This window comes from Serratia sp. AXJ-M, assembly GCF_046531865.1.
GTDB lineage: Bacteria > Pseudomonadota > Gammaproteobacteria > Enterobacterales > Enterobacteriaceae > Serratia > Serratia liquefaciens.
In genome coordinates this window covers 2,492,621-2,518,627 of record NZ_CP059394.1, presented here as the reverse complement: position 1 = coordinate 2,518,627, position 26,007 = coordinate 2,492,621, and the positions used below count along the sequence as shown (strand labels likewise).

Annotated in this window: 22 protein-coding genes; 10 read left to right on the top strand and 12 right to left on the bottom strand. The window is 54.9% G+C overall.

Translation table 11 applies throughout. The annotated features are described in order from the left end of the window. Nucleotides 1–92 precede the first annotated feature (92 nt). Nucleotides 93–980: a LysR family transcriptional regulator gene (locus tag H0S68_RS11830; protein WP_201896395.1), complete on the bottom strand. Its 888-nt coding sequence runs from the start codon at nt 978–980 to the stop codon at nt 93–95. Nucleotides 981–1,305: 325 nt separating this feature from the next. Here H0S68_RS11830 and H0S68_RS11825 point away from each other — a divergent pair, with 325 nt between their 5' ends. Together H0S68_RS11825 and H0S68_RS11820 are read left to right on the top strand one after the other, a co-directional pair. Continuing rightward, the gene (locus tag H0S68_RS11825) at nt 1,306–2,226 is read left to right on the top strand and encodes a LysR family transcriptional regulator (protein ID WP_048758946.1); all 921 of its coding nucleotides are present in this window, start codon (nt 1,306–1,308) and stop codon (nt 2,224–2,226) included. Nucleotides 2,227–2,358: 132 nt separating this feature from the next. Beyond that, nucleotides 2,359–3,261 (top strand): endonuclease/exonuclease/phosphatase family protein, encoded by a 903-nt coding sequence (locus tag H0S68_RS11820; RefSeq protein ID WP_048758948.1) that lies wholly within the window; start codon nt 2,359–2,361, stop codon nt 3,259–3,261. A 65-nt stretch (nt 3,262–3,326) separates the two neighbouring features. On the opposite strand, the gene H0S68_RS11815 is transcribed toward H0S68_RS11820, so the two are convergent. Beyond that, a complete protein-coding gene (locus H0S68_RS11815) occupies nt 3,327–4,313 on the bottom strand; it encodes a zinc-binding dehydrogenase (RefSeq protein WP_410529418.1) in 987 nt (328 codons plus the stop codon). A 132-nt stretch (nt 4,314–4,445) separates the two neighbouring features. On the opposite strand from H0S68_RS11815, the gene H0S68_RS11810 reads away from it, so the two are divergent. From H0S68_RS11810 to H0S68_RS11790, 5 genes are all read left to right on the top strand, one after another. After that, nucleotides 4,446–5,333 carry a LysR family transcriptional regulator gene (locus H0S68_RS11810; protein ID WP_201896398.1) on the top strand — a complete coding sequence of 296 codons (888 nt, stop codon included), beginning with the start codon at nt 4,446–4,448 and terminating at the stop codon, nt 5,331–5,333. Nucleotides 5,334–6,182: 849 nt separating this feature from the next. Then, on the top strand, nt 6,183–8,618 hold the full coding sequence (locus H0S68_RS11805; protein WP_410529417.1) for a glucose/quinate/shikimate family membrane-bound PQQ-dependent dehydrogenase: 2,436 nt from the start codon (nt 6,183–6,185) through the stop codon (nt 8,616–8,618). Nucleotides 8,619–8,882: 264 nt separating this feature from the next. Continuing rightward, a complete protein-coding gene (locus H0S68_RS11800; RefSeq protein WP_410529416.1) occupies nt 8,883–10,970 on the top strand; it encodes an EAL domain-containing protein in 2,088 nt (695 codons plus the stop codon). A 38-nt stretch (nt 10,971–11,008) separates the two neighbouring features. After that, entirely contained in the window at nt 11,009–11,476 is a 468-nt protein-coding gene (locus H0S68_RS11795) for a GNAT family N-acetyltransferase (RefSeq protein WP_046373567.1), read from the top strand. Nucleotides 11,477–11,622: 146 nt separating this feature from the next. Continuing rightward, entirely contained in the window at nt 11,623–12,549 is a 927-nt protein-coding gene (locus H0S68_RS11790) for an ABC transporter substrate-binding protein (protein ID WP_142815219.1), read from the top strand. Nucleotides 12,550–12,584: 35 nt separating this feature from the next. Here the strand turns inward: H0S68_RS11790 and H0S68_RS11785 are convergent, their stop codons facing one another. Further along, a complete protein-coding gene (locus H0S68_RS11785) occupies nt 12,585–14,375 on the bottom strand; it encodes a sigma-54-dependent Fis family transcriptional regulator (RefSeq protein ID WP_410529415.1) in 1,791 nt (596 codons plus the stop codon). A 277-nt stretch (nt 14,376–14,652) separates the two neighbouring features. Here H0S68_RS11785 and H0S68_RS11780 point away from each other — a divergent pair, with 277 nt between their 5' ends. After that, nucleotides 14,653–16,173: an aldehyde dehydrogenase family protein gene (locus tag H0S68_RS11780; RefSeq protein ID WP_020826870.1), complete on the top strand. Its 1,521-nt coding sequence runs from the start codon at nt 14,653–14,655 to the stop codon at nt 16,171–16,173. A gap of 57 nt (nt 16,174–16,230) precedes the next feature. Here the strand turns inward: H0S68_RS11780 and adhP are convergent, their stop codons facing one another. The 3 genes from adhP to H0S68_RS11765 form a co-directional block, all read right to left on the bottom strand. Then, nucleotides 16,231–17,244 (bottom strand): alcohol dehydrogenase AdhP, encoded by a 1,014-nt coding sequence (gene adhP / locus H0S68_RS11775; protein WP_020826869.1) that lies wholly within the window; start codon nt 17,242–17,244, stop codon nt 16,231–16,233. Between the two features lie 143 nt (nt 17,245–17,387). Beyond that, the gene (locus H0S68_RS11770) at nt 17,388–17,588 is read right to left on the bottom strand and encodes a hypothetical protein (protein WP_020826868.1); all 201 of its coding nucleotides are present in this window, start codon (nt 17,586–17,588) and stop codon (nt 17,388–17,390) included. 375 nt (nt 17,589–17,963) lie between these two features. Beyond that, a complete protein-coding gene (locus tag H0S68_RS11765; RefSeq protein ID WP_122079311.1) occupies nt 17,964–19,070 on the bottom strand; it encodes a succinylglutamate desuccinylase/aspartoacylase family protein in 1,107 nt (368 codons plus the stop codon). 14 nt (nt 19,071–19,084) lie between these two features. Between H0S68_RS11765 and H0S68_RS11760 the strand changes: the two genes are divergently transcribed. Next, a complete protein-coding gene (locus H0S68_RS11760; protein WP_020826863.1) occupies nt 19,085–19,540 on the top strand; it encodes an Lrp/AsnC family transcriptional regulator in 456 nt (151 codons plus the stop codon). A gap of 6 nt (nt 19,541–19,546) precedes the next feature. On the opposite strand, the gene H0S68_RS11755 is transcribed toward H0S68_RS11760, so the two are convergent. From H0S68_RS11755 to H0S68_RS11735, 5 genes are all read right to left on the bottom strand, one after another. Beyond that, nucleotides 19,547–20,269, bottom strand: coding sequence for an ABC transporter permease (locus H0S68_RS11755; protein ID WP_046373569.1), 723 nt, complete (start codon nt 20,267–20,269; stop codon nt 19,547–19,549). After that, nucleotides 20,269–20,958, bottom strand: a complete 690-nt coding sequence (locus tag H0S68_RS11750) for an ABC transporter permease (protein WP_020826861.1) — start codon at nt 20,956–20,958, stop codon at nt 20,269–20,271. Before H0S68_RS11750 ends, H0S68_RS11755 begins: the two co-directional genes overlap by 1 nt. Nucleotides 20,959–21,013: 55 nt before the next feature. Next, nucleotides 21,014–21,787, bottom strand: a complete 774-nt coding sequence (locus tag H0S68_RS11745; RefSeq protein ID WP_020826860.1) for an ABC transporter substrate-binding protein — start codon at nt 21,785–21,787, stop codon at nt 21,014–21,016. A gap of 27 nt (nt 21,788–21,814) precedes the next feature. After that, complete coding sequence (locus tag H0S68_RS11740) at nt 21,815–22,576, bottom strand: dimethylarginine dimethylaminohydrolase family protein (protein ID WP_020826859.1); 762 nt, start codon at nt 22,574–22,576, stop codon at nt 21,815–21,817. A gap of 146 nt (nt 22,577–22,722) precedes the next feature. Then, a complete protein-coding gene (locus H0S68_RS11735) occupies nt 22,723–23,661 on the bottom strand; it encodes a LysR family transcriptional regulator (RefSeq protein ID WP_410529414.1) in 939 nt (312 codons plus the stop codon). A gap of 96 nt (nt 23,662–23,757) precedes the next feature. Between H0S68_RS11735 and H0S68_RS11730 the strand changes: the two genes are divergently transcribed. Continuing rightward, a complete protein-coding gene (locus tag H0S68_RS11730) occupies nt 23,758–24,984 on the top strand; it encodes an MFS transporter (protein WP_128864910.1) in 1,227 nt (408 codons plus the stop codon). Between the two features lie 73 nt (nt 24,985–25,057). Here the strand turns inward: H0S68_RS11730 and H0S68_RS11725 are convergent, their stop codons facing one another. Further along, nucleotides 25,058–25,981, bottom strand: coding sequence for a substrate-binding domain-containing protein (locus H0S68_RS11725; RefSeq protein WP_410529413.1), 924 nt, complete (start codon nt 25,979–25,981; stop codon nt 25,058–25,060). Nucleotides 25,982–26,007: the final 26 nt, after the last annotated feature.

Sequence of the window (26,007 nt, the reverse complement as noted above, 5' to 3'; positions counted from 1 at the left end):
TTTTTTGTTGGCAGAAGCAGCATTACCATCGTCCGCAGGAAAAGCACCTTCATGTCACCATCTCAACACGAACGGTGTCCGGCCAAAACCCATTAATGGCGCAGCGCATCGATCAACAAGGCAAACGCCGGGGGATGTTGCCTCCTGCTGGGATAATAGAGGTAGTAACCGGGAAATGTCGGACACCATTCATCCAGGATCTGGATAAGCTCCCCTGATTTGACTTCGTTTTGGATCATATCTTCGGGCACGCAGGCGATACCAAACCCTGACGACGCAGCGTCGATCCTCTCTGCCAACAGATTAAATGTCAGCTGCCCTTCCACTTTCACGCGCAACGGCTTACCGTCTTTCTCAAACTCCCAGTGGTATAGACCGCCGGCGGTAGGAAGCCGCATGTTGATGCAACGATGTTGCTGCAACTCGTGGGGCGTCTGCGGGATCCCGTGCTCTGCAAAGTAACTCGGCGCCCCCACAACCACCATTCGCATGTCCGGTCCGATTTTTACAGCAATCATGTCCTTATCTACGCTTTCCCCAAGGCGAATACCTGCATCGAAACGCCCTTCCACGATGTCAACGAAGCCATTATCCACCACCAGTTCGATATTGATTTCAGGGTATTCCCGGAGAAAAGGTTTTAGCTTCGGCCACAGCAGGCACCGCGCGGCATGCTCCCCGGCGGAAAGTCTGATATTGCCCGAAGCGGTGCCATTTGGTTGGAGCAGGATTCCAAGTTCATGCTCAAGCTCGGCAAGCCGTGGCTCGAGACAGGCGATTAACTTCTCCCCAACCTCCGTTGGGGCGACGCTGCGGGTGGTTCGGGTCAGAAGACGCGTATTTAAACGTTGTTCTAATGCCTTCACCGCATGGCTCAATGCCGACTGAGAAACCCCCAGCTTAGCCGCCGCTTTGGTAAAGCTTTTCTCTCTGGCAACCACCAGGAAAATTTGCAGCTCATTGAAGTTTTCTTTCAGCATGAGATATTTCCTTAACGCATTGAGTAATGGCAGATAAAACTAATGATAACGCGCGATCTACGCAATCATTTTAGCCCGAAATATCCAGCCAATTACCGGCAAGATGCGTGAGTCATCGCAACACCCAATCCCCGGTATGCGCCAATGAGCAGCATGGTCTGTTGCTGTTTTGGTGGTGTTTGCATGCATGAAAGTATTCCACTGTGTTTCCGTTGTCATGTGCGGTAAAAAATATAACTATGCTGAATAGATTGCGGAAGACGCAGCATTTGTACTAATCACCTGCATCGGACGCCGCTCCTATCAATAAACCAGGATCCCCGACATGTCAGAACCCGATCTCAATTTACTGATTGCGCTCGATGCGTTGCTTACGCTCGGCAGCGTGGCCGAAGCTGCACGCCGCCTAAACCTCAGCGCTTCGGCCATGAGCCGCACGCTTGGCCGCTTGCGGGCAGTCACCGGAGATCCTTTACTGGTAAGGGCCGGCCGCAATATGGTGCTCACTCCCTTTGCCGAAGAGATTCGTGAACGTACGCAAAACACCGTATTTGAGGCGCGTTCGATACTGCGCCCCTCGGTTTCAGAACTGAGTTTATCAACGTTGGAACGCACATTTACCCTGCGCGCCAACGAGGGATTTGTCGAAGCATTCGGCGCCGCACTGATCTCCGCCGTGGCAACGGCAGCCCCGTTGGTGAGACTCTGTTTTGCGCCCAAACCGGAAAAAAGCTCCCGCCATTTGCGTGAGGGACGGGTTGATTTGGAAATCGGCGTTTTGGGGGATATGGGGCCGGAAATTCGCTTGCAGGCGCTGTTCCGCGACCGATTTGTCGCGGTGGTCAGAAAGGGCCATCCGTTGGAGCAGAAAGCCGACATCACCGCGCGGGCCTATGCTGACTGTGGCCATGTGGTCGCATCACGCCGTGGGCTGGTCACCGGCCCGGTAGATCAGGGATTGGCTGAATTGGGGTTGGAACGAAAAATAGCCGCCGTGGTGCCGAGTTTTCCCGCCGCGCTGGCGGTGGCTCAGGCGTCCGATCTGGTGGCATTGGTCCCTGCTTCTTTCCTGATCAATCAACCGCTGGGCACTGCGCTTTATATGTTTGAACTGCCGGTAAAAACCCAAAGCATCACCGTTTCGCAGATGTGGCACCCGCGTTTGGAGGCCGATGCTGCCCACCGTTGGCTGCGGCAATGGGTGTTGAAGGTGGTTCAACAACGTTTTGCCACGCTAAATACCTGAAAGCACTGTGCCGGCAGATATTCCAGCCTTAATTTTCATCGCGTCGGAAGTTTGAGTCAGGTATCACGATAACCGCCCCCTTTCTTATGTATTCTTTGATAAGGAATCTATTTTATCGGGAGATTAGGTGACATGAAAAAAACAGTTATATTCACCATGATGGCGCTGGGCAGCCTTATCGCCAACGCGCAGGCGAGCGACAAACTAGCTGGTAATGAAATACTTGCCGTTCAAAAAGGCGGCGTGCCAGACAAGGTTTTCACGCAGGATAAACCGCATTTGAAGATAGCCACCTATAACATCGGTAAAAATGAAGCCTCCTCTGCCGTCTCCGATTTCACTGCACTTAATTCGGCCATTAAAAGAATAGATGCGGATATCATCGCCATCCAGGAAGTGGACAATAAGACCCAGCGCAGTCAAAAACTCGATCAGCTTAAAAAAATCGCTGATGCCAATAAAATGCATTATGCCTTTGGCAAAGCGCTTGATTTCGATGGCGGCGAGTATGGGGTAGGACTGCTTTCCAAATATAAAATTCTACATTCACAGGTGGTGAAATTACCCTCGGGTGATGCCGAACAGCGCGTCACATTACTGGCGCAAGTTGAGGTTCCCGGATTTGATTCAGCGCCAATCATCATGGTCACCCATCTCGACTGGCAAAAAGATCCGGCAATACGCACTGAACAAGCACGCTACCTGTTGGATTTGAGTATTGGCGATGCCGCATCTGATTTCAAAGATATGGCTTCCTCGATCAAGATCCTCGCCGGCGATTTCAACTCGACTCAAGATGAACAGCCATTGAAAGAAATACGCTATTTTTTCAATGAAGTTGCGAAAGATGGAGCCGATACTCGCAGTTGGCCAGCGGTTAATCCCGCTATTGATATAGACCATATCTTCACATTTAAGGGGCAAAAGTGGAACGTGAAGAATCTGGATATCCCACATAATTCGCCTGAATTTACCTGGTCAACGGCAAGTGATCACCTGCCGGTTATTGCCGAGCTTGAGCTTTCAGAACAGTAAGGCCAATGAGGAAGCCAGTCACAGGCTTCCTCACTGTTTTTTACCCATCATGGTCCTTGCTGGCCTCAGACGCGAACCACCAGTTTGCCTTGCGCACGGTCATTCTCGATCATGCGGTGAGCGTTGGCGACATCGTCAAAGTCGAAGGTTTTCACCCGCAGCGACGGCATGGTCTGGTCCGCTACCTGTTGAGCAATCCACTTCAGCGGCGAGTCGGCCAAAGGCAGCGCTGGGGTGCCAAGCAACCCGCTGCCAAAGAAGGCCAAGCGTGTTGCATTGGGAAGATCGTTCATCAGATGCAGATTATCCAACACCGGTGCCCCGCCCAGCAGGCCTATTACCACTGCGGTACCAAAAGGTTTGAGCGCATTGAGGCTATCGCGCACCGTGGCGGCGCCAACCACCTCAAGGGCCACATCTACGCCTTCCGGCGCTACACCCCGTATTTGTTCTGCAATTTCACCGGTATCAATCACCACCGCATCTGCGCCAATGGCGGTCAGCCGGGCTGCGTTACTGGCCGAGCGGGTGGTGGCGATAACCCGCTGTCCACGCGCCTTGGCATAGGCCACGGCAGCCTGCCCCACCGAAGAGGTCGCGCCGCGCACCAGCACCGTCTGCCCCGGTACGTTGTCAATTAAGCGGCCCAGAGCCCCCCATACGGTAAGATAGCTCTCCGGCAGTGCGGCAAGTTCTTCCCATGAAAGGCTGATGCCGTCCAAATCGATGACGTTGCTGCGTAACACCGTGACCTCCTCGGCGTAGCTGCCGTTGCGGGTGAACTGCAATCCCCCCATGGCAGTGGCCACATGCTGCCCTACGCGAAACAGGCCTGAAGCATCCTCAATCACTTCGCCTACGGCTTCAATCCCAGGCACAACCTGTCCGGCGATCGGGCCCATTTTACCGGCACGTCGGTAAATTTCGGCGCGGTTAAGACCAAACGCCCGTACCCGAATGCGAACTTCATCCGCCTTTGGCGCGACAGAAGGAATATCGCGCAGTTGCAAAACGTCCGGGCCGCCAACTTGTTCAATCACATAAGCTTTCATAACCGTTCTCCAGTTCAACAGTGAGTTAATCAACGAGCTATCTCGCCGATAGGTTGAACTGTATAGATTCCAATATTGATGTGGAATACACGAAAATGGTAACGTCAATCTCATAAATGATAGGGGTGTCGTATGGACTTTAACGCAACCAAAATGTTTGTCTCAGTAGTACAAGCAGGCAGTCTTTCGGCCGCCGCCGACAAGACCCATGTGCCGCTCCCTACCCTGAGCCGGCGCATACGTGAGCTGGAGCGCGAACTTGACGTGCAGTTGCTGGAGCGTTCGCCGCGCGGTATCAAGCTGACTGAAGCCGGCAGCCGTTTATATGAACATGCCAGCCGCGGGGTGGAAGCTCTGAATGAAGCTCAGCAGGCCGTGATGAACGATGAAACCCGGCTTAAAGGCCGCCTGCGTCTGTCGATGCCCCCCAACTTTGAGCCCTGGTGGGACTTGCTGGGGGCTTTCCAGCAACGGTTTCCCGAAATCAGCGTTAGCGTATTTTCAACGGAACGGCGGATCGATCTGGTACAGGATGGCATTGACGTTTCGCTCCGCGTCGGCACCATCGTGCATGAGTCTATGGTGGCACGACAAATGCTGAAGTATCGGCATCTACTGGTTGCTGCGCCGTCATTACTGGCGCAGTTTGGCCAACCTGCCAGCGTGGAGGATTTGCATCGCTACCCTTGCGCGAGCTGGGCGGCGGACTCCAGCGCCCGTGGCCTCTGGCGGCTGGGCCATCAGGTGTTTGAGCCGAAGTCGGTACTGGTGGCGAACGATTACGCACTTTTACGCAGCAGAGCCGTCGCGGGTCAGGCGGTCACTGAGTTACCGCCCTTTATGGCGAACAAGGAGATCGCCGCCGGCCGTTTGTGCGCAGTCTTACCTTCTCACCCGTTGCCAGAACAAACGCTTAGCTTGCTCTATCCATCACAACGGCATCCCTCGCGACTGGTGCGGGCGTATCTCGATTTCTGTCAGGAACAGCTGAAAACCTACCTGAGTGCGAATGTTGAATAAGCCAGATAACGGCGAGGTGGGACGATAAAATTCACAGGTGATTGATAGCGGGAAATTTAGCAGAGGACGGCGTTTTTTGGGATTTTCCGCTTTAAGATTAATAATGCTTTAATAGTGCCCACTATGCAGTACAGTAAAACGATGACGCCCAATCAATCGAAGCACTGCATAGTGGAATACTAATGTTAACGTAATGAATTAATTTCTATAACCTTATGTAACTAAAGAAACTGAAAAGTAACCTGATAATCCTTCACCGTAGGCTGGGCAAAAAATATAAAAGCGACTGGGTATATTCTCTCTGTATAACACTCGTCCTTTTTACTTCCAGCAAACGCCTCAGGATTTATCAATTAGTCAATAACCGCATCATTAACGCACAGCTTTGATCCAGAAAACGCGAGCGTATGCCCCACCCCATTCAACAATGATGCAGGGGCTATTAAAGGCTTTCGCCATTGCTTCTGTGTAAGGCGGTGCCTCATCTTCACGCAATAAATAATAACTGCGGCAGTTCACAGATACGGCTGGCGTATGTGGCTGCTACCTTCCTTTAAATAACCAGGCATCACAAATTTTGCGCGGGGGTACCTTGCGGGCTTGGGGAGTTGCTGGACGCCTAAGCCGCGTTCTCTCCAGAATGGAGCACGCTGCCCTGCAGTTGTTGCAATTCGGGCTAAGAATTTAGTTAGCAGGCAACATATCCTTAACTTTATAATGAATCAAATGGTACAATATCGACATTCCATCGTTTGATTTACGCTCTGCTTTCACTCCACCAGGGAACGGCATGGACGCGATCATTCGAGGTAAACATGAAGAAAAACATTATCTTGGAGTCTTTCAGACATGCCTGAATCAAATGCCCGTCCGGGTATAAAACTTAAACTATGGTGTTGTTTATTAGGGATAATCCTTACCGTTGTCGGCCTATTCTTCGCCATTGCCGGCGGTAAGCTGGTTTCGCTGGGGGGCAGCAGCTACTTTCTGATTGCCGGTATCGTTACCCTGCTTTCCGCCGTGCAATTCTTCCGTCGCAAATCTTCGGCCGTGCAGCTGTTCCTGCTGGTGTTTGTCGGCACGCTGGTTTGGTCGGTGGTTGATGCCGGTTTCGATTTCTGGCCATTGGTTTCGCGGCTGATGGTCCCTGCCGGTTTGATGCTGTTGGCCTTCCTGAGCTGGCCGGCACTGCGTAAGCCAGAAGGCAAAACGCCGTTGGCTAAATTGTCTTACCTGCTAAGTGCGGTATTGGCCGTTGGCATGGTCGGCACCTTTGTGCAGATGTTCCAGCCACACCCTACCGTGGCTTTCAGCGGTGAGCCGTTGCCGCTGATCCCAGTGGACAAAAGCAAACAACAAAAAGATTGGGATAACTACGGCAATACCCCGGGTGGCAGCCGCTTCGTGGCGCTGGACCAAATCACTCGCGACAACGTGAAAGACCTGAAGGTCGCCTGGACCTTCCACACCGGCGATACTCCGTTGAGTCCGGATGGCAACGGCGCTGAAGATCAGCAAACGCCGTTGCAAATCGGCAACCGTATCTTCCTGTGTACGCCGCATAACAACGTGATTGCCGTCGATGCCGACAGCGGTAAAGAGATCTGGAAACGTGAAATCAACGCGAAATCCCAGGTCTGGAACCGTTGCCGCGGCCTGGCCTACTTTGATGTTGCCAAGCCCCTGCAACAACCGACCGTACCCGGCTCTACGCCCGCTACACCGGTCACCCTGGCAGCGGGCGACAGTTGCCAGCGCCGTATTCTGATGAATACCATCGATGCGCGCCTGGTGGCAATCAACGCCGATAACGGTGAATTCTGTCAGAACTTTGGCAACCAGGGCGTGGTAGATCTGAAAGTCGGTCTGGGCGATGCGGCCGATCCGAAATATCAGCTGACTTCCGCACCCACCCTGGCGGGCACCACCGTTGTCGTCGGCGGCCGCGTAGCCGATAACGTACAAACGGATATGCCTGGCGGCGTGCTGCGCGGTTTCGACGTGATCACCGGCGCGATGCGCTGGGCGTTCGACCCGGGTAATCAGGATCCAAACTCGGCCTTAAAACCCGGCCAGACCTTTGTACGCAGCACCCCAAATTCCTGGGCACCGATGTCCTACGACCCGGCGATGAACACCGTGTTCCTGCCAATGGGCAGCTCCTCGGTGGATCTGTGGGGCGCTAACCGTAACGCGTTGGATCACAAATACGGCGCTTCCATCCTGGCGTTGGACGCCACCACCGGTAAAGAGAAATGGGTTTATCAGACCGTTCATAACGACCTGTGGGATTTCGACCTGCCGATGCAGCCTAGCCTGATCGACTTCCCAATGAAGGACGGTACCACCAAACCGGCCCTGGTCATTGGTGCCAAAACCGGTCAGATCTTCGTGTTGGATCGCCATACCGGTAAGCCTTTGACCGAAGTGAAAGAACTGCCGGTGAAAACCCGCACCATCCCCGGTGAGCAATACTCCGCCACTCAACCTTTCTCTGTCGGCATGCCACAAATTGGCGCTGAAAAACTGACTGAGTCCGACATGTGGGGTGCTACGCCGTTTGATCAGTTGATGTGTCGCATCAGCTTTAAATCCATGCGCTATGACGGCCTGTTTACCGCACCGGACACCGATATTTCACTCAGTTTCCCTGGCTCTCTGGGCGGCATGAACTGGGGTGGCCTGTCGACCGATCCGAATAATCATTACATCTTCGCCAACGACATGCGTTTGGGCCTGTGGGTACAGATGATCCCGCAAAAAACCGATGCCAATACCCCGGCCAGCAATGGTGGTGAATCGGTCAATGCCGGTATGGGTGCGGTGCCGTTAAAAGGCACGCCTTACGGCGTTAACAAAAATCGTTTCATGTCACCTCTGGGCATTCCTTGCCAGAAACCACCGTTTGGTACCCTGTCGGCGATCGACCTGAAAACGCAGAAAGTGGTGTGGCAAGTGCCGGCCGGTACGGTTCAGGATACCGGGCCTTTCGGTATCAAAATGCGCGCGCCAATGCCGGTAGGCATGCCGACGCTCGGCGGCACGCTGGCGACTCAGGGCGGCCTGGTATTCATTGCCGGTACTCAGGATTACTACCTGCGGGCCTTTGACTCCTCCACCGGTAAAGAAGTGTGGAAAGCGCGCTTGCCTGTCGGCAGCGGCGGCACGCCAATGAGTTATGTTTCACCGACAACCGGCAAACAGTACATCGTGATTTCCGCCGGTGGCGCTCGTCAGTCGCCGGACCGTGGCGATTACGTCATTGCCTATGCACTTGATAAATAAATCTAACCACAGGTTATGATCGCAGCCCCCGCCTCACCGCGGGGGCTTTTTTATATTCCCAGGCAACGGTCTAATAGCCGAGACTTCATTAAGCTGGCCCATTAAAAGGCGGAAATACGAGAGTATTCCTAATGTGTTAACCGACTTTATATCTCATTCTCTCTGGCGGCTTTTTATTGCGCAGAAACGGCTATTGAATATTTCCACCCGCAGGCTTTTTATTGGCTAGCATAAAAGACAGGTGGTTTTCAGAGGAAATGACGAATGAGTGTTCTACCCGAGCGCAGTGATGAAAAACCGCCTGTGGATATGGCTAATGAAATTTTTAATGGTTTACCTAATCTCATTGGCATGGGTAATAGCCTCGGGGGACATTTCAATAAGCTTTGGTGTGAATATACCGGCCTCTCCTCATTTGATAACCCAGGCGCTTGCTGGTTGAAAGCCCTGCACCCTGCCGAATATCCTCTTATCGAACCGCTATGGCAGCAGGCGATTGCCACGGCGACCTCTTTCGTTAATGAAGTTCGCCTGCGACAGTACAACGGCGAATACCGCTGGTTTTTACTGTCTTTCGGCGCGAAGAAAAAGCCTGATAGCGAAGAAACAGATTGGTATCTGAGCGGCACCGATATCCATGATTCCGTATTGGAAAAACAGCGAATTACCACCACGCTGGCCGCGCAGAAAAACATGCTTGATGCCAGCGTCGACTGCATCAAGGTCATCAATAATGACGGGACGCTGCTGCACATCAACAGAGCCGGCAGCGTCGCGCTGGGCATCGATGAGCACCAACCGCAATTTGGCATGCCCTGGCTGAATCTGCTGCAACCCGAAGTGCGCTCGCGCGGCAAAAAAGCGCTGCGTAAAGTGCTAACCGGTAAAAACGCCCGCTTCGCCGGCCTTAGCGCCACGCCTGACGGCAAGCTGCAGCACTGGGACAATATTCTCAGTCCGGTCTTCGATAACAAGGATCGAATAGAAAATATATTGTGCGTCTCGCGCGACGTTAGCTCTCAGCGAATAGCTGAAAAACGTTTGCTGATCGCCAGTCAGTATGACGAACTGACCGGTTTGCCCAACAGACGCTTATTCAAGAAAAGATTAAAGCAGGAAATGAAGCGAGCCCTGAGCACCCATAACTCGCTCGGGTTGATTTTGCTGGACCTGGACCATTTTAAGCTGGTTAACGACACCCTAGGGCACGCTGCCGGCGATCATCTGCTGCGCGTGTTGTCCCGCCGGCTGACGGCTTATTTAAATCCGAACTCGTTCGTTTCCCGCCTGGGCGGCGATGAGTTTGCGATTGTGATCGGCGACGTTGAAAACGAGCAGGATATTTACAAAATCGCCAATAACTTTCTGTTGCAGCTGGAGTCACCCATTACCCATGGCGGCAAGGCGTTGCATTGCGGCATGAGTATCGGCTGCGCCCTCTATCCTCAGGATGCCCGCGACGCCTCGGAATTGATGAAATGCGCCGATACCGCGTTGTACGAACTCAAGGACGGCGGCCGGGGCGGAGTGTACATGTTTAATCCACAGATGATGGATAAGGCCAAAGAGCGTGCCGCGCAGCTTAATCACGCACGGCAGATAGTTCGCGATAATCAAATCCGCCCCAGTTACCAACCCAAGGTCAGCCTGGCAACCGGTGCCATTGTGGGCTTTGAGGCGCTGCTGCGCTGGTATTGTCCGCATCATGGTATGAAGATGCCAGATACCGTCGTCGAAGCATTCAACGATTACGAATTGGCAACCAAGATCAGCGAAACCATGCAGATGAAGGTTTTTGCCGATATCGCCACTTGGATCGCGTCTGGCGTGGAGGTGTTGCCGGTGTCTTTGAACGCCGCACCTATCGAATTTTTACGTGATAACTACGCCGAAACTTTCCTGCGGCGTCTGCAAATGTTTCGCATCCCCCACCATCTTATCGAGCTGGAGGTCACTGAGCATGCCTTCAACAAACACGGGTCGAAGTATGTGCTGCGAGCCTTGCAAATGCTTAAGGAAATGGGGATCAGGATCGCGCTTGATGACTTTGGCACCGGCCATTCCTCCTTTACGCACCTGATGGACTACCCTCTGGACTGCATCAAGTTGGATCGGGATTTCATCCGCCGCATGAATAATGAACCGGCGATTTTGGGCATCGTGGAAAGCATGGGGATTTTGGGGCAGAAATTATCCATTGATATTATTGCGGAAGGCATTGAAACCGAGCTGCAGCGGCAAACGCTGCGTGATTCCGGCTATCACCTGGGGCAAGGGTTTCTGTTCAGCCAGGCCGTCGAAGCGACCCAAGTCATCAATATGCTACGAGAAAACGTCCCTTCAAACACCTGAACCGGTACAATACTTTCCGGGACTTCTTAAGGAAAGGCATGATGATTCGACAGTTCATCAAAGGCGATGAAATTGCGCTGTTTCGCGTTTTTTTCTCTGCGGTGCATGAGGTCGCATCACGCGACTACACCACTGAGCAGGTCAATGCCTGGGCTCCCGCCGATACTGATCCCCAGCTTTGGGCGGCTCGCATGAGAGATTTGCATCCCTTTGTCGTTGAGATTGATAAACAGATTGTCGGCTATGCCGATCTCCAGCCTGACGGCTATATCGACCATTTCTATGTATCCGGCGCCTGTCCCCGACAAGGCATTGGGACCTTATTGATGAATCGAATCCATGAAGAGGCCAGACTGTTAGGGCTTAAAGAGCTGACCTCAGACGTCAGTAAAACCGCAGAACCCTTCTTTATGCGCCAGGGATTTCAGGTCGTTGAGCGGAAAAGTCCGGTCCTGCGCGGCATCGTGCTGCAAAATGCTTTCATGCGTAAAAATCTCGACGTTTAAGCCCCTCACGCTCACCGAGCGCTCCCCCTTCTTTGCAACCTGACCGTTTGTAAAATTAGTTAGCCAATTTTGTTCGTTCACAGATTTAGCGGCTTGAAGGATAGTGAGTTGACCGCCTCAACAACATAATAATGCAGGTAATAATAATGATATATCGCGCAAAACTCACCGCAGCGGCGGCTCTTCTGAGCCTTTCCGCCCTGGCCCATGCCGCACCGGGGCTGGACCTGATCGCCAACGAAACCCCTATTCATACCCAGAAGGATCCCGAGGCTGCGGCCAAAATCCCCGCCGGGTTCAAATTCGTTGAACCGGGGACGCTGACCGTAGCCGTCGCGATCTTGGGCAGCGGCCCACCATTCGGTCTGTACGCGCGCGACAATAAAACGGTGATTGGCAGCGAGTCGGATATTGCCAGGCTGGTTGCCGACGGCCTGGGGTTGAAACTGAAACTGGTTCCGACCTCATGGGAAGACTGGCCGTTAGGCGTCACCTCGGGTAAATACGACGCCGCGGTTTACAACATTACCGTCACTCAGGAACGTAAAACCAAATTCGACTTCGCCACCTATCGCCAGGATACGTTGGGCTTCTACGTGAAATCCGACAGTAAGATCACCTCGATCAAATCGGCGCCGGACATTGCCGGCAAAAAGATCATCGTAGACTCCGGCACCAATCAGGAAGCCGTGCTGCTGGCCTGGGATAAAGAGAACCAGGCCAAAGGGTTACCGGCCCTTCAGCCGATTTATGTCACTGACAAGGCGGCGTCGACGCTGGCCATCCAGTCCGGCCGTGCGGATGCGACCTTCGGGCCGAACGTGTCCGGCGCTTATCAGGCAAAATTGACCGGTAAAACCCGGTTGGTCGGCATCGTGCCGGGCGGTTGGCCGCGCAGCGCCAACATTGCCGTTACGCTGAAGAAAGGCAATGGCTTGGTGGAAGCGGTGCAGGCGTCGCTCAATAGCGCTATTGCCAACGGCAGTTATCTGAAAGTGTTGGATCGCTGGGCGGAAAGCGACGAGAAAATCGAACGATCCGAAATCAACCCACAGGGATTGGGCGATAAATAATAACCACGCGGGGCCCTGAATGGGCCCCCGCTTTGTCAGCTCTCGGCGCGATGTTTCTCCATCTTGCGGTAAAGCGTGCTGCGCGAGATCCCTAATCGTTTTGCCGCCAGGCTGATATTGCCCTTGGCGTTTCGAATAGCCGTCAACATGTCTACCGATACGCTCTGCGGCGCTACGGGGCGAGCAAGCAGATGAAACTGCTCCGGCAGATCCTCAAGCCTGATCAGGTTACCGTCATCGGCCAACGCCAGCAGCACTTTCAAGGTGCTCAACAACTGCCGCACATTACCGGGCCAGGAATAACCGGCCAAGGCGGTGATAGCGTCCGGTGCCAGTCTGATGCCCCGCGCATCCCCCCCCAATTCGCTCCAGAGATTGAGGATAAAACGATCAACGTGTGCGCGCTGCCGCAGCGGCAAGATGCGCAGGCTGAATTCCTGAATGCGATACAGCAAATCTTCGCGGAATGCCCCTGCCGCGACCCGCTGTTCCAGATCCTGATGGGTGGCACAGATAAGCGAGAAATCGACCGCATAGCTGACGCGGCTGCCGAGCGGCGTGACCGTCTTTTCCTGCAGCACCCGCAATAAACGGGTCTGCAAACTCAATGGCATATCGCCAATCTCATCAAGGAACAGCACCCCGCCGTCGGCCTCTCTGATCTTGCCGACGTACCCTTTGGTGCTGGCGCCGGTAAACGCCCCTGGCGCATAGCCAAAAAGTTCGGACTCGATCAGACTTTCCGGCAGGGCTGCACAGTTGATAGCCACAAAATTGCCCTGTCGCCGGTGGCTTTCCTCGAACAAACGCTGGCTGAAATACTCTTTACCGCAGCCGGTTTCCCCGCTAATGCATAGCGCCAGCCCGGCATTAAGAATACGCAGGGCCTTCTGTCGGTCTGCTCCGTCACGATCATAAGGCTGCAGCTGCGGCCTGACGTGCTGCGATGGGCGTTCCGGCATCTGCAACAGTGAATAATAGTGACGATTATTCACCGCCAGAGTCTGTCGCGGCGCATTCATTGTCTGGAGGGACATTTCCGGAAACAGCGTGGCAAAGTCCATCGACCCAAAGGCCGCCGCGCTGAGATTGAATTCTTGCATCGCTAATCGGTTGGCCGCGGTGAGGATCTCATCGCGAAACACCAATATCATCTCATGGGCGCTGCCGAGAACCCGCGCATCGCTGTGCAGGCGCAGTGTCCAATGTCGGTCGGTGACACAGCTTTTCACCCATTGATGTTCAATGTGCCGGACAGCCTGCAGAATCAACGAACCTGCTTCGCTGTAAGGATGTTGGGCCGGCGTCGAGATATCCAATACGCCGGCGATCAGGCCGTCGGGGCGATAAATCGGCGCTGCGGAGCAGTAAAGCCCGGCATTCTGATTGAGAAAGTGCTCGTCGCCATTGACTTCGCACAGCGCCCCCATTGCCAAAGCGGTACCGATGGCATTGGTGCCACGCTCCTGCTCGCCCCACAGATTGCCCGGAGCCAGAGAAACCCGCGATGCCTTACGCAAAAAGTGCGTGTTGCCACAGGTTTCCAGCACCAGTCCACCGGCGTCGGACACCACTACAATGGAAGGTTGGCGGTTGATCTCACCACCCAAGCGCTCGATCAGCGGCCGCGCGAGCTGCGCAACCCAACCGTTTTGCCCCCGCACTTCTTTCAACAGGGTCGGCCGGATAAAAGGAACATGGTCGTCGCTTCGATTGAGGCCATAGTGCCGGCTGCGTAACCAGGATTCGGAAAGTGGGCCGGAGAGTGACAGGCGATCGTCGTCAGAGATACACCCGGTCTGGGTGGTCTGGTCTTTATGCAGCATACCCAACTCCCGCCAATTAAAGTGTTGCATTTTTGTATCATGAATGTGTCTCATACGTTGCGACATGGAACACAAAAAACAATAGAAATGAATAGTAAGCCAGGGGCTTTATTGGCATTGATAGCTATTATTATTTTTTAATTAGTTGATATTTTTATATTATTTATTTATGTGGCACAGCTTTCCATCAATGTGGCATGGGCAATGCTTAAGTGTCTGTAGAGTGCCGGCAATCAGGCACCACCCTTACAGTCTCCGTTCCCATGAGAGGTGTTACATGAAATACGTTCATCCCGGTTTGCCTGGTTCGTTGGTTTCTTTCAAACAGCGCTACGGCAACTACATTGGCGGCAAATTTGTCGAACCCGTTTCAGGCAACTACTTCACCGACACCTCCCCGATGACAGGTCAGACTGTCGCCGAATTCCCGCGCTCCGACGCGAAAGATATCGAACAAGCGCTGGATGCGGCGCATGCGGCAGCCGAAACCTGGGGGAAAGCCAGCGTTCAGGAAAGGTCTAATGTGCTGCTGGCGATCGCCGATCGTATGGAGTCAAAGCTCGAATTGCTGGCACTGACCGAAAGCTGGGATAACGGCAAACCGATCCGCGAAACGCTGAACGCGGACATTCCGCTGGCGATCGACCACTTCCGCTATTTCGCCGGCTGTTTGCGTGCGCAGGAAGGCACCGCCGCTGAGATCGATCAAAACACCGTGGCCTACCATATCTATGAGCCACTGGGCGTGGTTGGGCAGATTATTCCCTGGAACTTCCCGCTGTTGATGGCCGCATGGAAACTAGCCCCGGCGCTGGCCGCCGGCAACTGCGTGGTGCTTAAACCGGCGGAGCAAACCCCGCTCAGCATCTGCGTGCTGCTGGAAATGATTGGTGACTTGCTGCCGCCGGGCGTGCTCAATGTGGTTCACGGTTTCGGTAAAGAAGCCGGTGAGGCATTGGCAACCAGCAAGCGTATCGACAAAATCGCCTTTACCGGTTCAACCCCGGTAGGCCGCCATATTCTGGCCTGTGCGGCGGAAAATATCATTCCCAGCACCGTGGAGCTGGGCGGTAAATCGCCTAACATCTTCTTTGAAGACATCATGCAGGCGGAACCCGAATTCATCGACAAGGCGGTTGAGGGGCTGATTCTTGGCTTCTTCAACCAGGGTGAAGTCTGTACCTGCCCTTCGCGCGCCCTGATTCAGGAATCGATTTACCCGCAATTTATGGAAAAAGTGCTGGCGCGCATCACCACCATTCGCCAGGGTGACCCCTTTGACACCGACACCATGATCGGTGCTCAGGCGTCTCAGCAGCAGTTCGACAAGATCCTGTCTTACATCGAGATCGCTAAAAACGAAGGCGGCAAAATCATTGCCGGCGGCGAGCGCGCCAGCCATGAGCAAACTTTGCAAAGCGGTTTTTATCTGCAGCCCACCTTAATCACCGGCAATAACAGCATGCGTTTCTTCCGTGAAGAGATCTTCGGACCGGTGATCGGCGTGACCACCTTCAAAGACGAAGCCGAAGCACTGGCATTGGCCAACGACAGTGAGTTTGGGCTGGGTGCCGGTTTGTGGACTCGCGACGTAAATCGCGCCTATCGCATGGGGCGCGCCATCAAGGCCGGACGCGTGTGGACCAACTGTTATCACCTGTATCCGGCGCATGCTGCCTTCGGCGGCTACAAGAACTCCGGCGTCGGCCGCGAGACCCACAAGGTAGCGCTGTCGCATTACCAGCAGGTCAAAAACCTGTTGGTCAGTTACGACAGTAAACCGCTCGGGCTGTTTTGATTTTTAGCGTTACTGCAAACTAAGGCCACCTCGGTGGCCTTAGTTATTTGCGCGGGATTATGATGCGGAGAGATCGATAACCATGCGGCCACGGATAGTGCCCGACTTCATCTCTTCGAAGATCGCGTTGATGTCGCCCAACGGACGCTTGGTCACTTTCGGCGTCACTTTGCCTTCGGCGGCAAACTGGAAAGCTTCTTTAAGGTCTTCACGGGTTCCCACCAACGAGCCCACAACCTGAATACCGTCCAATACCAAGCGTGGAATGCTCAGATCCATACTCTCTGGCGGTAGCCCCACGGCGACCACTTTGCCCCCTGCGCGAACCGCATTGACCGCAGAATTAAAGGCTGAACGCGCCACCGCGGTGACTACGGCAGCATGCGCGCCACCGACTTTTTGCTGAATGATTTCTTCGGCGTTTTCAGTTTTGGAGTTGATGACCAGATCGGCGCCGATTTCTTTGGCGAAATCCAACTGCCCCTGATTGACGTCAATGGCGATCACTTTGGCGTTGAACACATTCTTGGCATACTGCAATGCCAGGTTGCCCAAGCCGCCCAGGCCGTAAATCGCGATCCACTGCCCCGGTTTGATGTCGGAAATTTTCACCGCCTTATAGGTAGTGACGCCGGCACAGGTAATGCTGCTGGCTGCAAAGGAGTCCAGGCCATCCGGCACCTTGACCGCATAGTCCGCCACTACGATGCACTCTTCCGCCATACCGCCGTCGACACTGTAACCGGCATTTTTCACCGAGCGGCACAGCGTTTCGTTACCATTAACGCAATATTCGCAATGGCCACATCCCTGATAGAACCAGGCGACGCTGGTGCGATCCCCGACTTTCAACGAAGTGACACCTTCACCTACGGCGGTGACTACCCCAATCCCTTCGTGCCCCAGGGTGATGCCGGGCACTTCGCCAAAATCGCCATTCTTGACGTGAAGATCGGTATGGCAAACGCCACAACACTCCATTTTCAGCGCGGCCTCACCGTGTTTCAGTGGACGAAGCTGTTTATCCTGAATATCGACACTGTGGTCTTTAGTCACTACGGCTGCTTTCATAGGATATTTCTCCTCAGGTGAGTTGAAGTACAGTTGTTAATGTAGTTACTCATAACCCTGAGGGCAAGAAATGTGGGGTTTTGTTTAAAAACAAATATTTAATATCAACCAGCACGATTACGGTTGTGAAACGAAAATAATGATTAACGCTTGGTTTTAGTGATTTTTGTCGCTTTGGCGGGGTTACCGGCAACGAACTCCAGCGTTGGCGAATAGTAAAAAGGCAACCAGGCATGGTAACTGCTTTCCCACTCCCATTTTACCGGGCAGGGCCACAGAATATCTTCATGCAGAATGTAGTAGACCCATCGGCCATGCGGGCGGCGTGGTTTGGTGGTGCGCATAGCGTCTGACTTCTTCGGGGCGGATCGGTTATCGCTGATATTCAATGGCCCGCAGTCGCAGAGCCACGTTGCAGGCCTTGGGGGCAACATCCTTCGTGATGGGATAAAAATGGCCGATCTTCATGTTAAATTCTCTTTGTCATCAGGGATACAGAGTTACCTGGCACAAATTTAACATGGACCGCGGTCCGCAAGCCATCTTTCCCGCCAGCATGCTCACTGCCTGAGACCGGTGGCTGCGGACTTGCTCGTGCTCTGCCTCAGCTGGCTTGCTTTAACGCCTCTTGCCGCAGAATCGATTGAATATAGGTATTATTGTTTTTTAACGTCACAAAGTCACCGCTGGCGACGATACCAATTCACGAATAAATCGACTCAGGACGCCAACTCACCACCACCCGCATAGGCAGTTTTACCGGCAATCTTCATCACTTCGGCTCCCAGGGTGACAAAAGGCGCTTGCCGACAGGCATAAATCAGCCCGCCTGCCTTGGCACGCACCGCTTTTACCGTATCGGTGATCGGGTCGATAATTTCGGCCACCGCCTCGTCGGCTTCCACCCATTCCCCCGGCTGGCGCAACAACAGCAGAATACCGCTGGCGGATGCGGTAACGATCTCCCCGGCGGCGAACGGCAGCATCGCCACTTCACATTGCGGTATCGCCGGAGAGGGTCCGGCCACGGCGCCTCGGTGCTGTAAATAACGGTACAAGCGTTCTGCGTCACCGCTGGCCAATTCATGGCTGACATCCCGCTGTCCGCGTAACTCCAGCGTAACCGCCATGCAGCCCGGTTTGAGCTGGCTTAGGTCAGGATGCTGTTGCGCCAGCCGAAGCCAGGGCAAACCGCAGGCTTCATCAAATGAGCCGCCACCGCTGTCTTGCGAAAGCAGTACCGCCGCTATGTTCATAAAGCGCGCCAGAATTTCGGCCTGCCGTTCCCAAGCCGGATCGGCGTACATATGCAAGATCGCCCGATCGTCACAGTGCAGATCCAGCACTACATCGGCATCACAGGCCAGTAGCAGCAATTGCCGCCGCAGCGCCGTGACTTCACTGCCCTCGGTCATGGCTTGCAAAACGGTACGCATGGCGGCCCGGACTTGCGGCTGAAGAGGTTCCGAGGCGGTAAAATCGTGGTTTTGCAGCAGACGCGCCAGGTCGGGAAAATCGCGGTTGAAGTTGCGACCGCTAACCAGGTCGAAGCGCCCTACGCCGCCGTTGAGCAGTACCTGCGCCAGCCCTGGAGGATTAGCCAGCGGCACCAGAATTATTTCGCTTTGCAGCTCACCACGCCGTTCCGCCTGGCTGAGTAATCTTTTAAGATAATGCAGCACCAGCATGCCGGGCAGTTCGTCGGCATGCAGACCGGCCTGCAGGTAAATTTTTTCGCCTTTGCCCGGCTGGCCGAAATGAAAACTGGTGAATTGGCGCTGCCCCCCCAGGGCATGTTCAGGTAACTTATGATGTTTACTTTTCATTGGACGCCCTATCTGTGGAAAAGAAAGCCCGGCTTGATCGCATCGACAAAAAAATCCTTGAAATACTGTGCCGGGATGGCCGCATTTCCTATCAAAAGCTGTCCGAGCAGGTCAATCTGACCGCACGCCCCTGTCTGGAGCGGGTACGTGGGCTGGAGCGCGACGGCATCATCCGCGGCTACAGTGCCATCATCGAGCTGCCGGAGCCGGAGCATGCGTTCGTGATCCAGGCTCAGATTGCGCTGGCCGACCACGGTCATTCTCAACCGGCGTTTGAGCAGGAGATGCGTAATACCCCGGAGGTGCTGGATTGCTGGCTGGTCAGCGGCAACTTCGATTTTCTGGTGCGCATTGGCTGTCGCAGCATGGAAAACTACCGGTTGCTGGCCGACAGCTGGCTGACCAGCAAGAAATTCCGGGTGGATAAAATCGTCACCCTGACCGAACTGCAATCCATCAAACGTTCCTGAACGGTCTCAATCACGACGTATAAAGCCCAACCAGCGTCGCTCTGCCCGCGAAAACAGGAATATCAGCAGGAAGGTACACAGCAGGTAGAGCGCCGCAGCCATCAAAAACGGGATAAATGGCGAATAGGTGGCGGCATAAAGTGCCCGTGCCACGCCGGTGATATCCAATAGCGTTACCGTGCTGGCCAGCGAAGTGGCATGCAGCAAAAACACCATCTCGTTGTTGAGTGCTGGAATGCCGCGTCGTAGCGTGGCCGGCAGCACCAGCCGGCGAATGATCTGCCGCTGGCTCATGCCATAGGCTTCACCGGCAATCCACTCCTGGCGCGGGAAGGTCTCCATCATGCCGGCCAGCAACTGCGCGACGTAGGCACTGGTATTGAGCACCAGCGCCAGCGTGGCGCAGAAGGTCGCGTCGCGAAACAGCAGCCAGAAAGGTTGGTCGTTCTGCCAACCCAACTGCACCACGTCAAACTGCGACAGGCCGTAATAAATCAGCATCAATTGCAGGTACAGCGGCGTACTGCGGAAAAAGTAGGTCACGCTGCGGATCAGATAAGACAGCGGACGCGGGCCGTAAACCTGACCGATCGCCATCAGCATCGCCAGCACTAAACCGGGGACGACCGACAACAAAAACAGTTTGGCAGTCATCGCTAGCCCGGTGACGTCGGACCCGTCACTCCACAGAAAACTCGGTGCGGCTTCCAGCATATTTTGCAGGTTCATCAGCGGGCTCCTGCATTTGAGGAAGCCAAGGCGTATCGCCGCGACAACCGGCTAAAGCCCCAACTGGAAATCGCCGTGATCGCCATATAGATCAGCGCCACCAGGAAATAAAACAGGAAAGGCTTTTGCGTTGCCCGCCCGGCCTGCTCGGCCAGCCAGACCATATCCTCCAGCCCGAGGATCGACACCAGCGCCGAGGCCTTCATCAGCCCAAGCCAGTTGTTGTTGATGCCGGGGATGGCAAAGCTCAGCATTTGGGGTAACAAAACACGGCGAAATACCTGGCCAGGGCTCATCCCATAGGCCATCGCGGCCTCCAGCTGGCCACGCTCCACGGTAAGAAACGCGCCACGGAAGGTTTCGGTATAGTAAGCGCCAAACACGAAGCCAATCGCCAACACCCCAGAGATAAAGGTGTTGAACCGAAGCGGCCCCAGCCCCAGCAGACCCAAGGCTCCGTTAACCAGCATCTCACCGCCAAAGAACAACAGCAGCATAATCACCAGTTCGGGGATACCGCGCACCAGCGTGGTGTAGCCGGTTGAAACCCAGCGCAGCCAGCGCGGACCAAAGAGTTTGATCAGCGCATTGACCAGTCCAAGCGCCAGCGCCACCGCCAGTGACACCAGCATGACGCACAGCGACAGCGCCGCCCCCTGCGCCAGCAACGGTAAATACTCTGTAACCATACCCGGCCTCCCATACTTGACAGATTGCCGGGCCAGCCGGCATTAGCGCGCCGGTTTAGTTACCGTAAATATCGAAGCTGAAATATTTTTTCTGGATGGCTTCGTAAGTGCCGTCGGCACGAATGGCCTTGATCGCACCGTTTAGCGCATCGCGCAGCGCCGGGTTGTCTTTGCCTACCGCGATGCCGACGTCGGAGGAAATGCTGCTGTCTTCAATCACCGGGCCAGCAAAGGCAAATTTCTGCCCGCGCGGGGTATCGATAAAGCTGCTGGCGGCCTGAGTATTGTCCTGCAACGACGCATTAATGCGGCCGGACATCAGATCCAGATAGACATTATCCTGGTTGGCGTAAGAAACAATTTTCACCCCTTTTCCGCCCCAATGTTGTTTCGCGTAGGCTTCATGTATCGAGCCGGTCTGCACGCCGACGGTTTTGCCTTTCAGGCTGGCAACGTCGGGCAGTAAAGCGCTGCCTTTACGCGCCACCAACTGGGCGGAACTGCGGTAATAGCGATCGGTGAAATCCACTTCCTTTTTGCGCTCATCGGTAATGGTCAGCGAAGCGATAATGGCGTCGAACTTATGGGCATTGAGCGCGGCAATCATGCTTTCGAAGGGTTGTTTGACGAACACGCATTTGGCATGCAGCTGCGTACACAGCGCATTGGCGATATCGATATCAAAACCGGTGATCTCACCGTTGGGCGCGAGCACGTCAAACGGCGGATAGCCACCGTCAACGCCAAAACTGATGGTGTCGAAGGCCTGAGCCGCCGCAGGACCGCCCAACGCCAGGCTGGTCAGTAAAACCGCTAATGTTTTTTTCATCGCTGAGATCCCCGGTAAAAGAAAAGATTAGAAACGAAGTGACAGGCAGGTCAGGCCGCCGTCCATTTTTTTAAATTCACTGGTGTCGAGCTGAACGATGGGCATGCCCAGCTTTTCGATTTGCGCAAGCGTGTACGGATAGCCCTGTGGCGTAATCAGCGTATCGTTGATCCACAGCGTATTGCCGGCGTAGGACTCCGCTTCGGGAATGACGATCGAACTGAAACCGCTAAAGGCAGGATGGTGCTGATAGTCTTCAGTCAGCAACAAGGTATTGCGGCCAACGTAATTAACAATGGACTTCAGGTGCAGACCGGCGCTGACTTCAATCGCCGTCACCCGATAGCCATAGGGTTCCACCGCCGCGGCGAACTCGCCAATACCAGCCTCATCGGTACGGGCCGTCAGGCCGACGAAAAACTGGCGATCGACCAGCAGCACATCCCCCCCGTCCAGATGACCGCGCTCGCTCATGCGCACCACTGGCCGTTCGCCTTCAAACAAGGGCGCAATGGTGGCCACCTCGCCCTGACGGCTGGGTGCGCCCGGATGGCTGATCACCGCCAGCTCAGGCATCACCACCGCCGTGTCTTCAACAAAGTGTGCATCCGGGAATGCGGGTGCTGCCGGTAACACGGTCACTTTTAGCCCCAGACGGAGCAAGGTGTCCACATAGGCCAAAAACTGACGGCCGGTGGCCGCGATATCGGGCGCGCCCAATTGGGCGGTAGTTTGTCCGCTGCCGCAGCTGTCGGCAGGGAGTCTGGCAATGGCTTGAGTAAAGTGCATGGCGATTCTCTCGATTGAAAGGGACGGTCACTGTTGCTTCGATTATCAAACAGATACCGCCGCCAATCAGGTTGAATCCGCGCGCCGACACTCTAGATTTGCGCTGTATATCGCTCCGCTAACGACAAATTCCGCTGTACGCGTTTTTAGGTCGTTGGCGCATTTGCGCCGGTGATGCGCGGCATCACCTCTTTCATCAGCTCGAGGAATTTTCGCAGCCGGGCGGGATAATAGCTGGCGTACGGATAAAGCAGATAAATCGGCAAGGGCGCGGCACACCAGGTTGGCATTAAAGGAATCAGAGCGCCCTGCTCCAGATCCTGTTTGACCACCCAGGAGGACAACATCGCCACCCCTACGCCGTTCAACGCGGCTTTACGCACCGCATAAAGACTGTCGGTGCTTAATCTGGGAGCAATGTCAAAACGATAGGCTTCACCGTTATCCCTGTGAGTCAGGGTGACTTCGTTACGGTAAAAGCTATTCAACGCCAGCCAGGGCAACTGCGCTAAATCACCGATCTGCTTCAGAGGATCATGACCTGCTAATAAGCTCGGTGCTGCCACCACAATGCGCGGCACTTCCGCCAGCAATACCGCCACCACCGTAGGATCGGTTACGGCCCCCACGTGGATCGCGCAGTCCACGCCTTCGGGGATAAAATCCGGAGAGTGGTCGTTAAGCGTCCACTCCACGCTGGTCTGGCGATAGCGTTGCAAATAGTCACCCAGCGGCCCAATCAGCTGATCCTGGCCGAAGGCATGCGGCGCACGTACCCGTAATACGCCGACCGGCTCATCGCGCACGCCGCGCAGCTCATCCTCCATGATTTGCCACTGCTCTATCAGCTTGCGCGCATGCTGATAACAACGTTCTCCGTCATCCGTCAGCTTCATACTGTGGGTGGTACGCTGGATTAATTTAACGCCCAGCAGTTGTTCCAGCACCTGCAGGCGCCGGCTAACGGTGGGTTGTGAGGTCTGCATTTGCGCCGCAGCGGCAGAAAGACTGCCGCTGTCTACGATGCGCACCAGCGTTTGCATCATGGCTATGCGATCGCCATTGGGAAATGAGTTTTTATTCATACGTATTACGTATAACAGTTCTACCCGTTCGGGGGCTACAGTTTGCGGCAAATACTGGCAAAAATAAGCGCACTTTACCTCTACGGGATAATTACCATGACCCTGATTTCACCAGCCAATCATACCGGCACCACACCGGCCCATGCGCTTTCCGCCAAAGTTGTCTTTCTGCTGGCGACCGGTGCCGGTCTTAGCGTGGCGTCCATTTACTATAGCCAGCCGATGCTGGGGATTATGGCGGATGCGTTCCATGCCGGAGTAAGTGACGCCGGCTGGGTCCCTACGCTCACCCAGGCAGGCTACGCGCTTGGGATCCTGCTGTTGGCCCCGCTGGGCGATCGTCACGATCGTCGCCAGATCATCCGTATAAAAGGCTTGCTGCTGGCTGTTACCCTGTTGTTCTGTGGTTTTTCATCCTCATTCCCGCTGTTGCTGCTCAGCAGCCTGGCGATCGGCCTAGCCGCTACGGTGGCGCAGGACATTATCCCGGCGGCTGCAACGCTGGCAACCGACGCCAATCGGGGCAAAACGGTGGGAACCGTGATGACCGGGCTACTGGCGGGGATTTTGCTTTCACGGGTGTTCAGCGGCGTGGTGGCGGAATATTTCGGCTGGCGCAGCGTTTACCTGCTGGCGGCCGTGGCGGTGTTGGCGATCAGTTTTGCCATCGGGGCCGTATTGCCCCGTTTAAAACCCAATACTTCCCTCAGCTACCCGGCGTTGTTGCGTTCATTGGGCCAATTGTGGGTCGATTACCCGGAGCTGCGGCGTGCAGCGCTGGCGCAAGGCTTGCTGTCGATCGCGTTCAGCGCTTTCTGGTCTACGCTGGCAGTGATGTTGGCGGAACGGTATCAGTTGGGTAGCGCCGTCGCCGGGGCTTTTGGTTTGGCCGGTGCGGCAGGCGCATTGGCTGCCCCCTTGGCAGGCATGCTGGCCGATCGTCACGGGCCGGACTATGTCACTAAGATTGGCGCTGCCATGGTGGTGGTTTCTTTTGCCCTGATGTTCCTGCTGCCGTTGCTGTCGCTCCCCGCGCAACTGGCGTTGATTGCCCTGAGCGCGGTAGGTTTTGATCTCGGCATTCAGGCCACGCTGGTCGCCCATCAAACCATTATTTACGCTATCAATCCGGCCGCCCGCAGCCGCCTCAACGCCATCATGTTTACGCTGGTGTTTATCGGCATGGCAGGCGGGGCCGCGCTGGGCAGCAAGATCCTGGAAGCTGCCGGCTGGCCTGGCGTAGTGACATTGGCCACGCTGACGGCTGCTGGTGGTCTGGCAATGAGGTTGTTCGGAAAAACCGCCCCGCGCGTGACGGCCTGAAAAGTACATCAACGATAGCCGCAGTCACTGCGGCTATGATGCCATCGCCTCACGGCCACCAAGGGCACTATATCTACTTCTGATTAACCGCCTGGAATTCTGCCAAATTCTGCTGTGTGATGGTTTTGTAAGGTATCCAGTTATAAGGCTCGACCTTTTGTTTTTCCAACAGCGCCTTGGTTACCTGCACCGCCCCGATGGCCTGCCCTTTGGCATCCTGGAAAATGGTCAACGTCATGCCGCCGTTTTTAATGAACTGCTGACCGTCCGGCGTGCCGTCGATGCCCGCCACCAGAATGGTTTTGTTTTTGGCCTGATTCAGCGCCATGATGGCACCAATCGCCATTTCATCGTTGTTAGCGGCAATCGCGTCAATCGGCCGGCCGTTCAGCAGCCAATCGGACACCACGTCCACCGCCTCGTTGCGCTGCCATTTGGCGGTCTGCTTCTCCAGCACCTTCATGTCTTTGTATTTGGCGATCACCGCTTCCACGGCGCGGGTGCGTTCGCGTGCTTCTTCATTGGACAACGCCCCCATCAGGATCGCCACGTTCCCACGGTAGTTCATCTTTTTCGCCAAGGCTTCCATCTGCATTTCACCGCCCACCGCAGAGTCAGAGCCTACGTAGGCCATGTCCTTGCCCAGTTTCACCTCCGGTTTGCGGTTGACGAAAATCAACGGAATATTGGCGCGTTCGGCGGCGTCCATCATCGGTTTCACCCCCTGAGTGTCAACCGGGTTGAGGATAATGGCGTCCACCCCGAGGTTGATAAAATCGTCCACCTGCTGCACCTGCAACGCCACGTCCCCTTTGGCATCGACAAACTGGCCGTCCATCCCCAACTGCTTAAGTTCGCTCACCATCTGTGAACGCAAAATAGAGACAAAGTTAAGGTCGAAATTGGCCAGCGCCACGCCGACCTTGTAGGTTTTCGCCTGGGCGCTGAAGCTCATGACGATGCTCAGCAGTATCAGTAGCAAGCTTTTGGTTTTCATGATGACATCCTGTAGGTTGAGGTTTA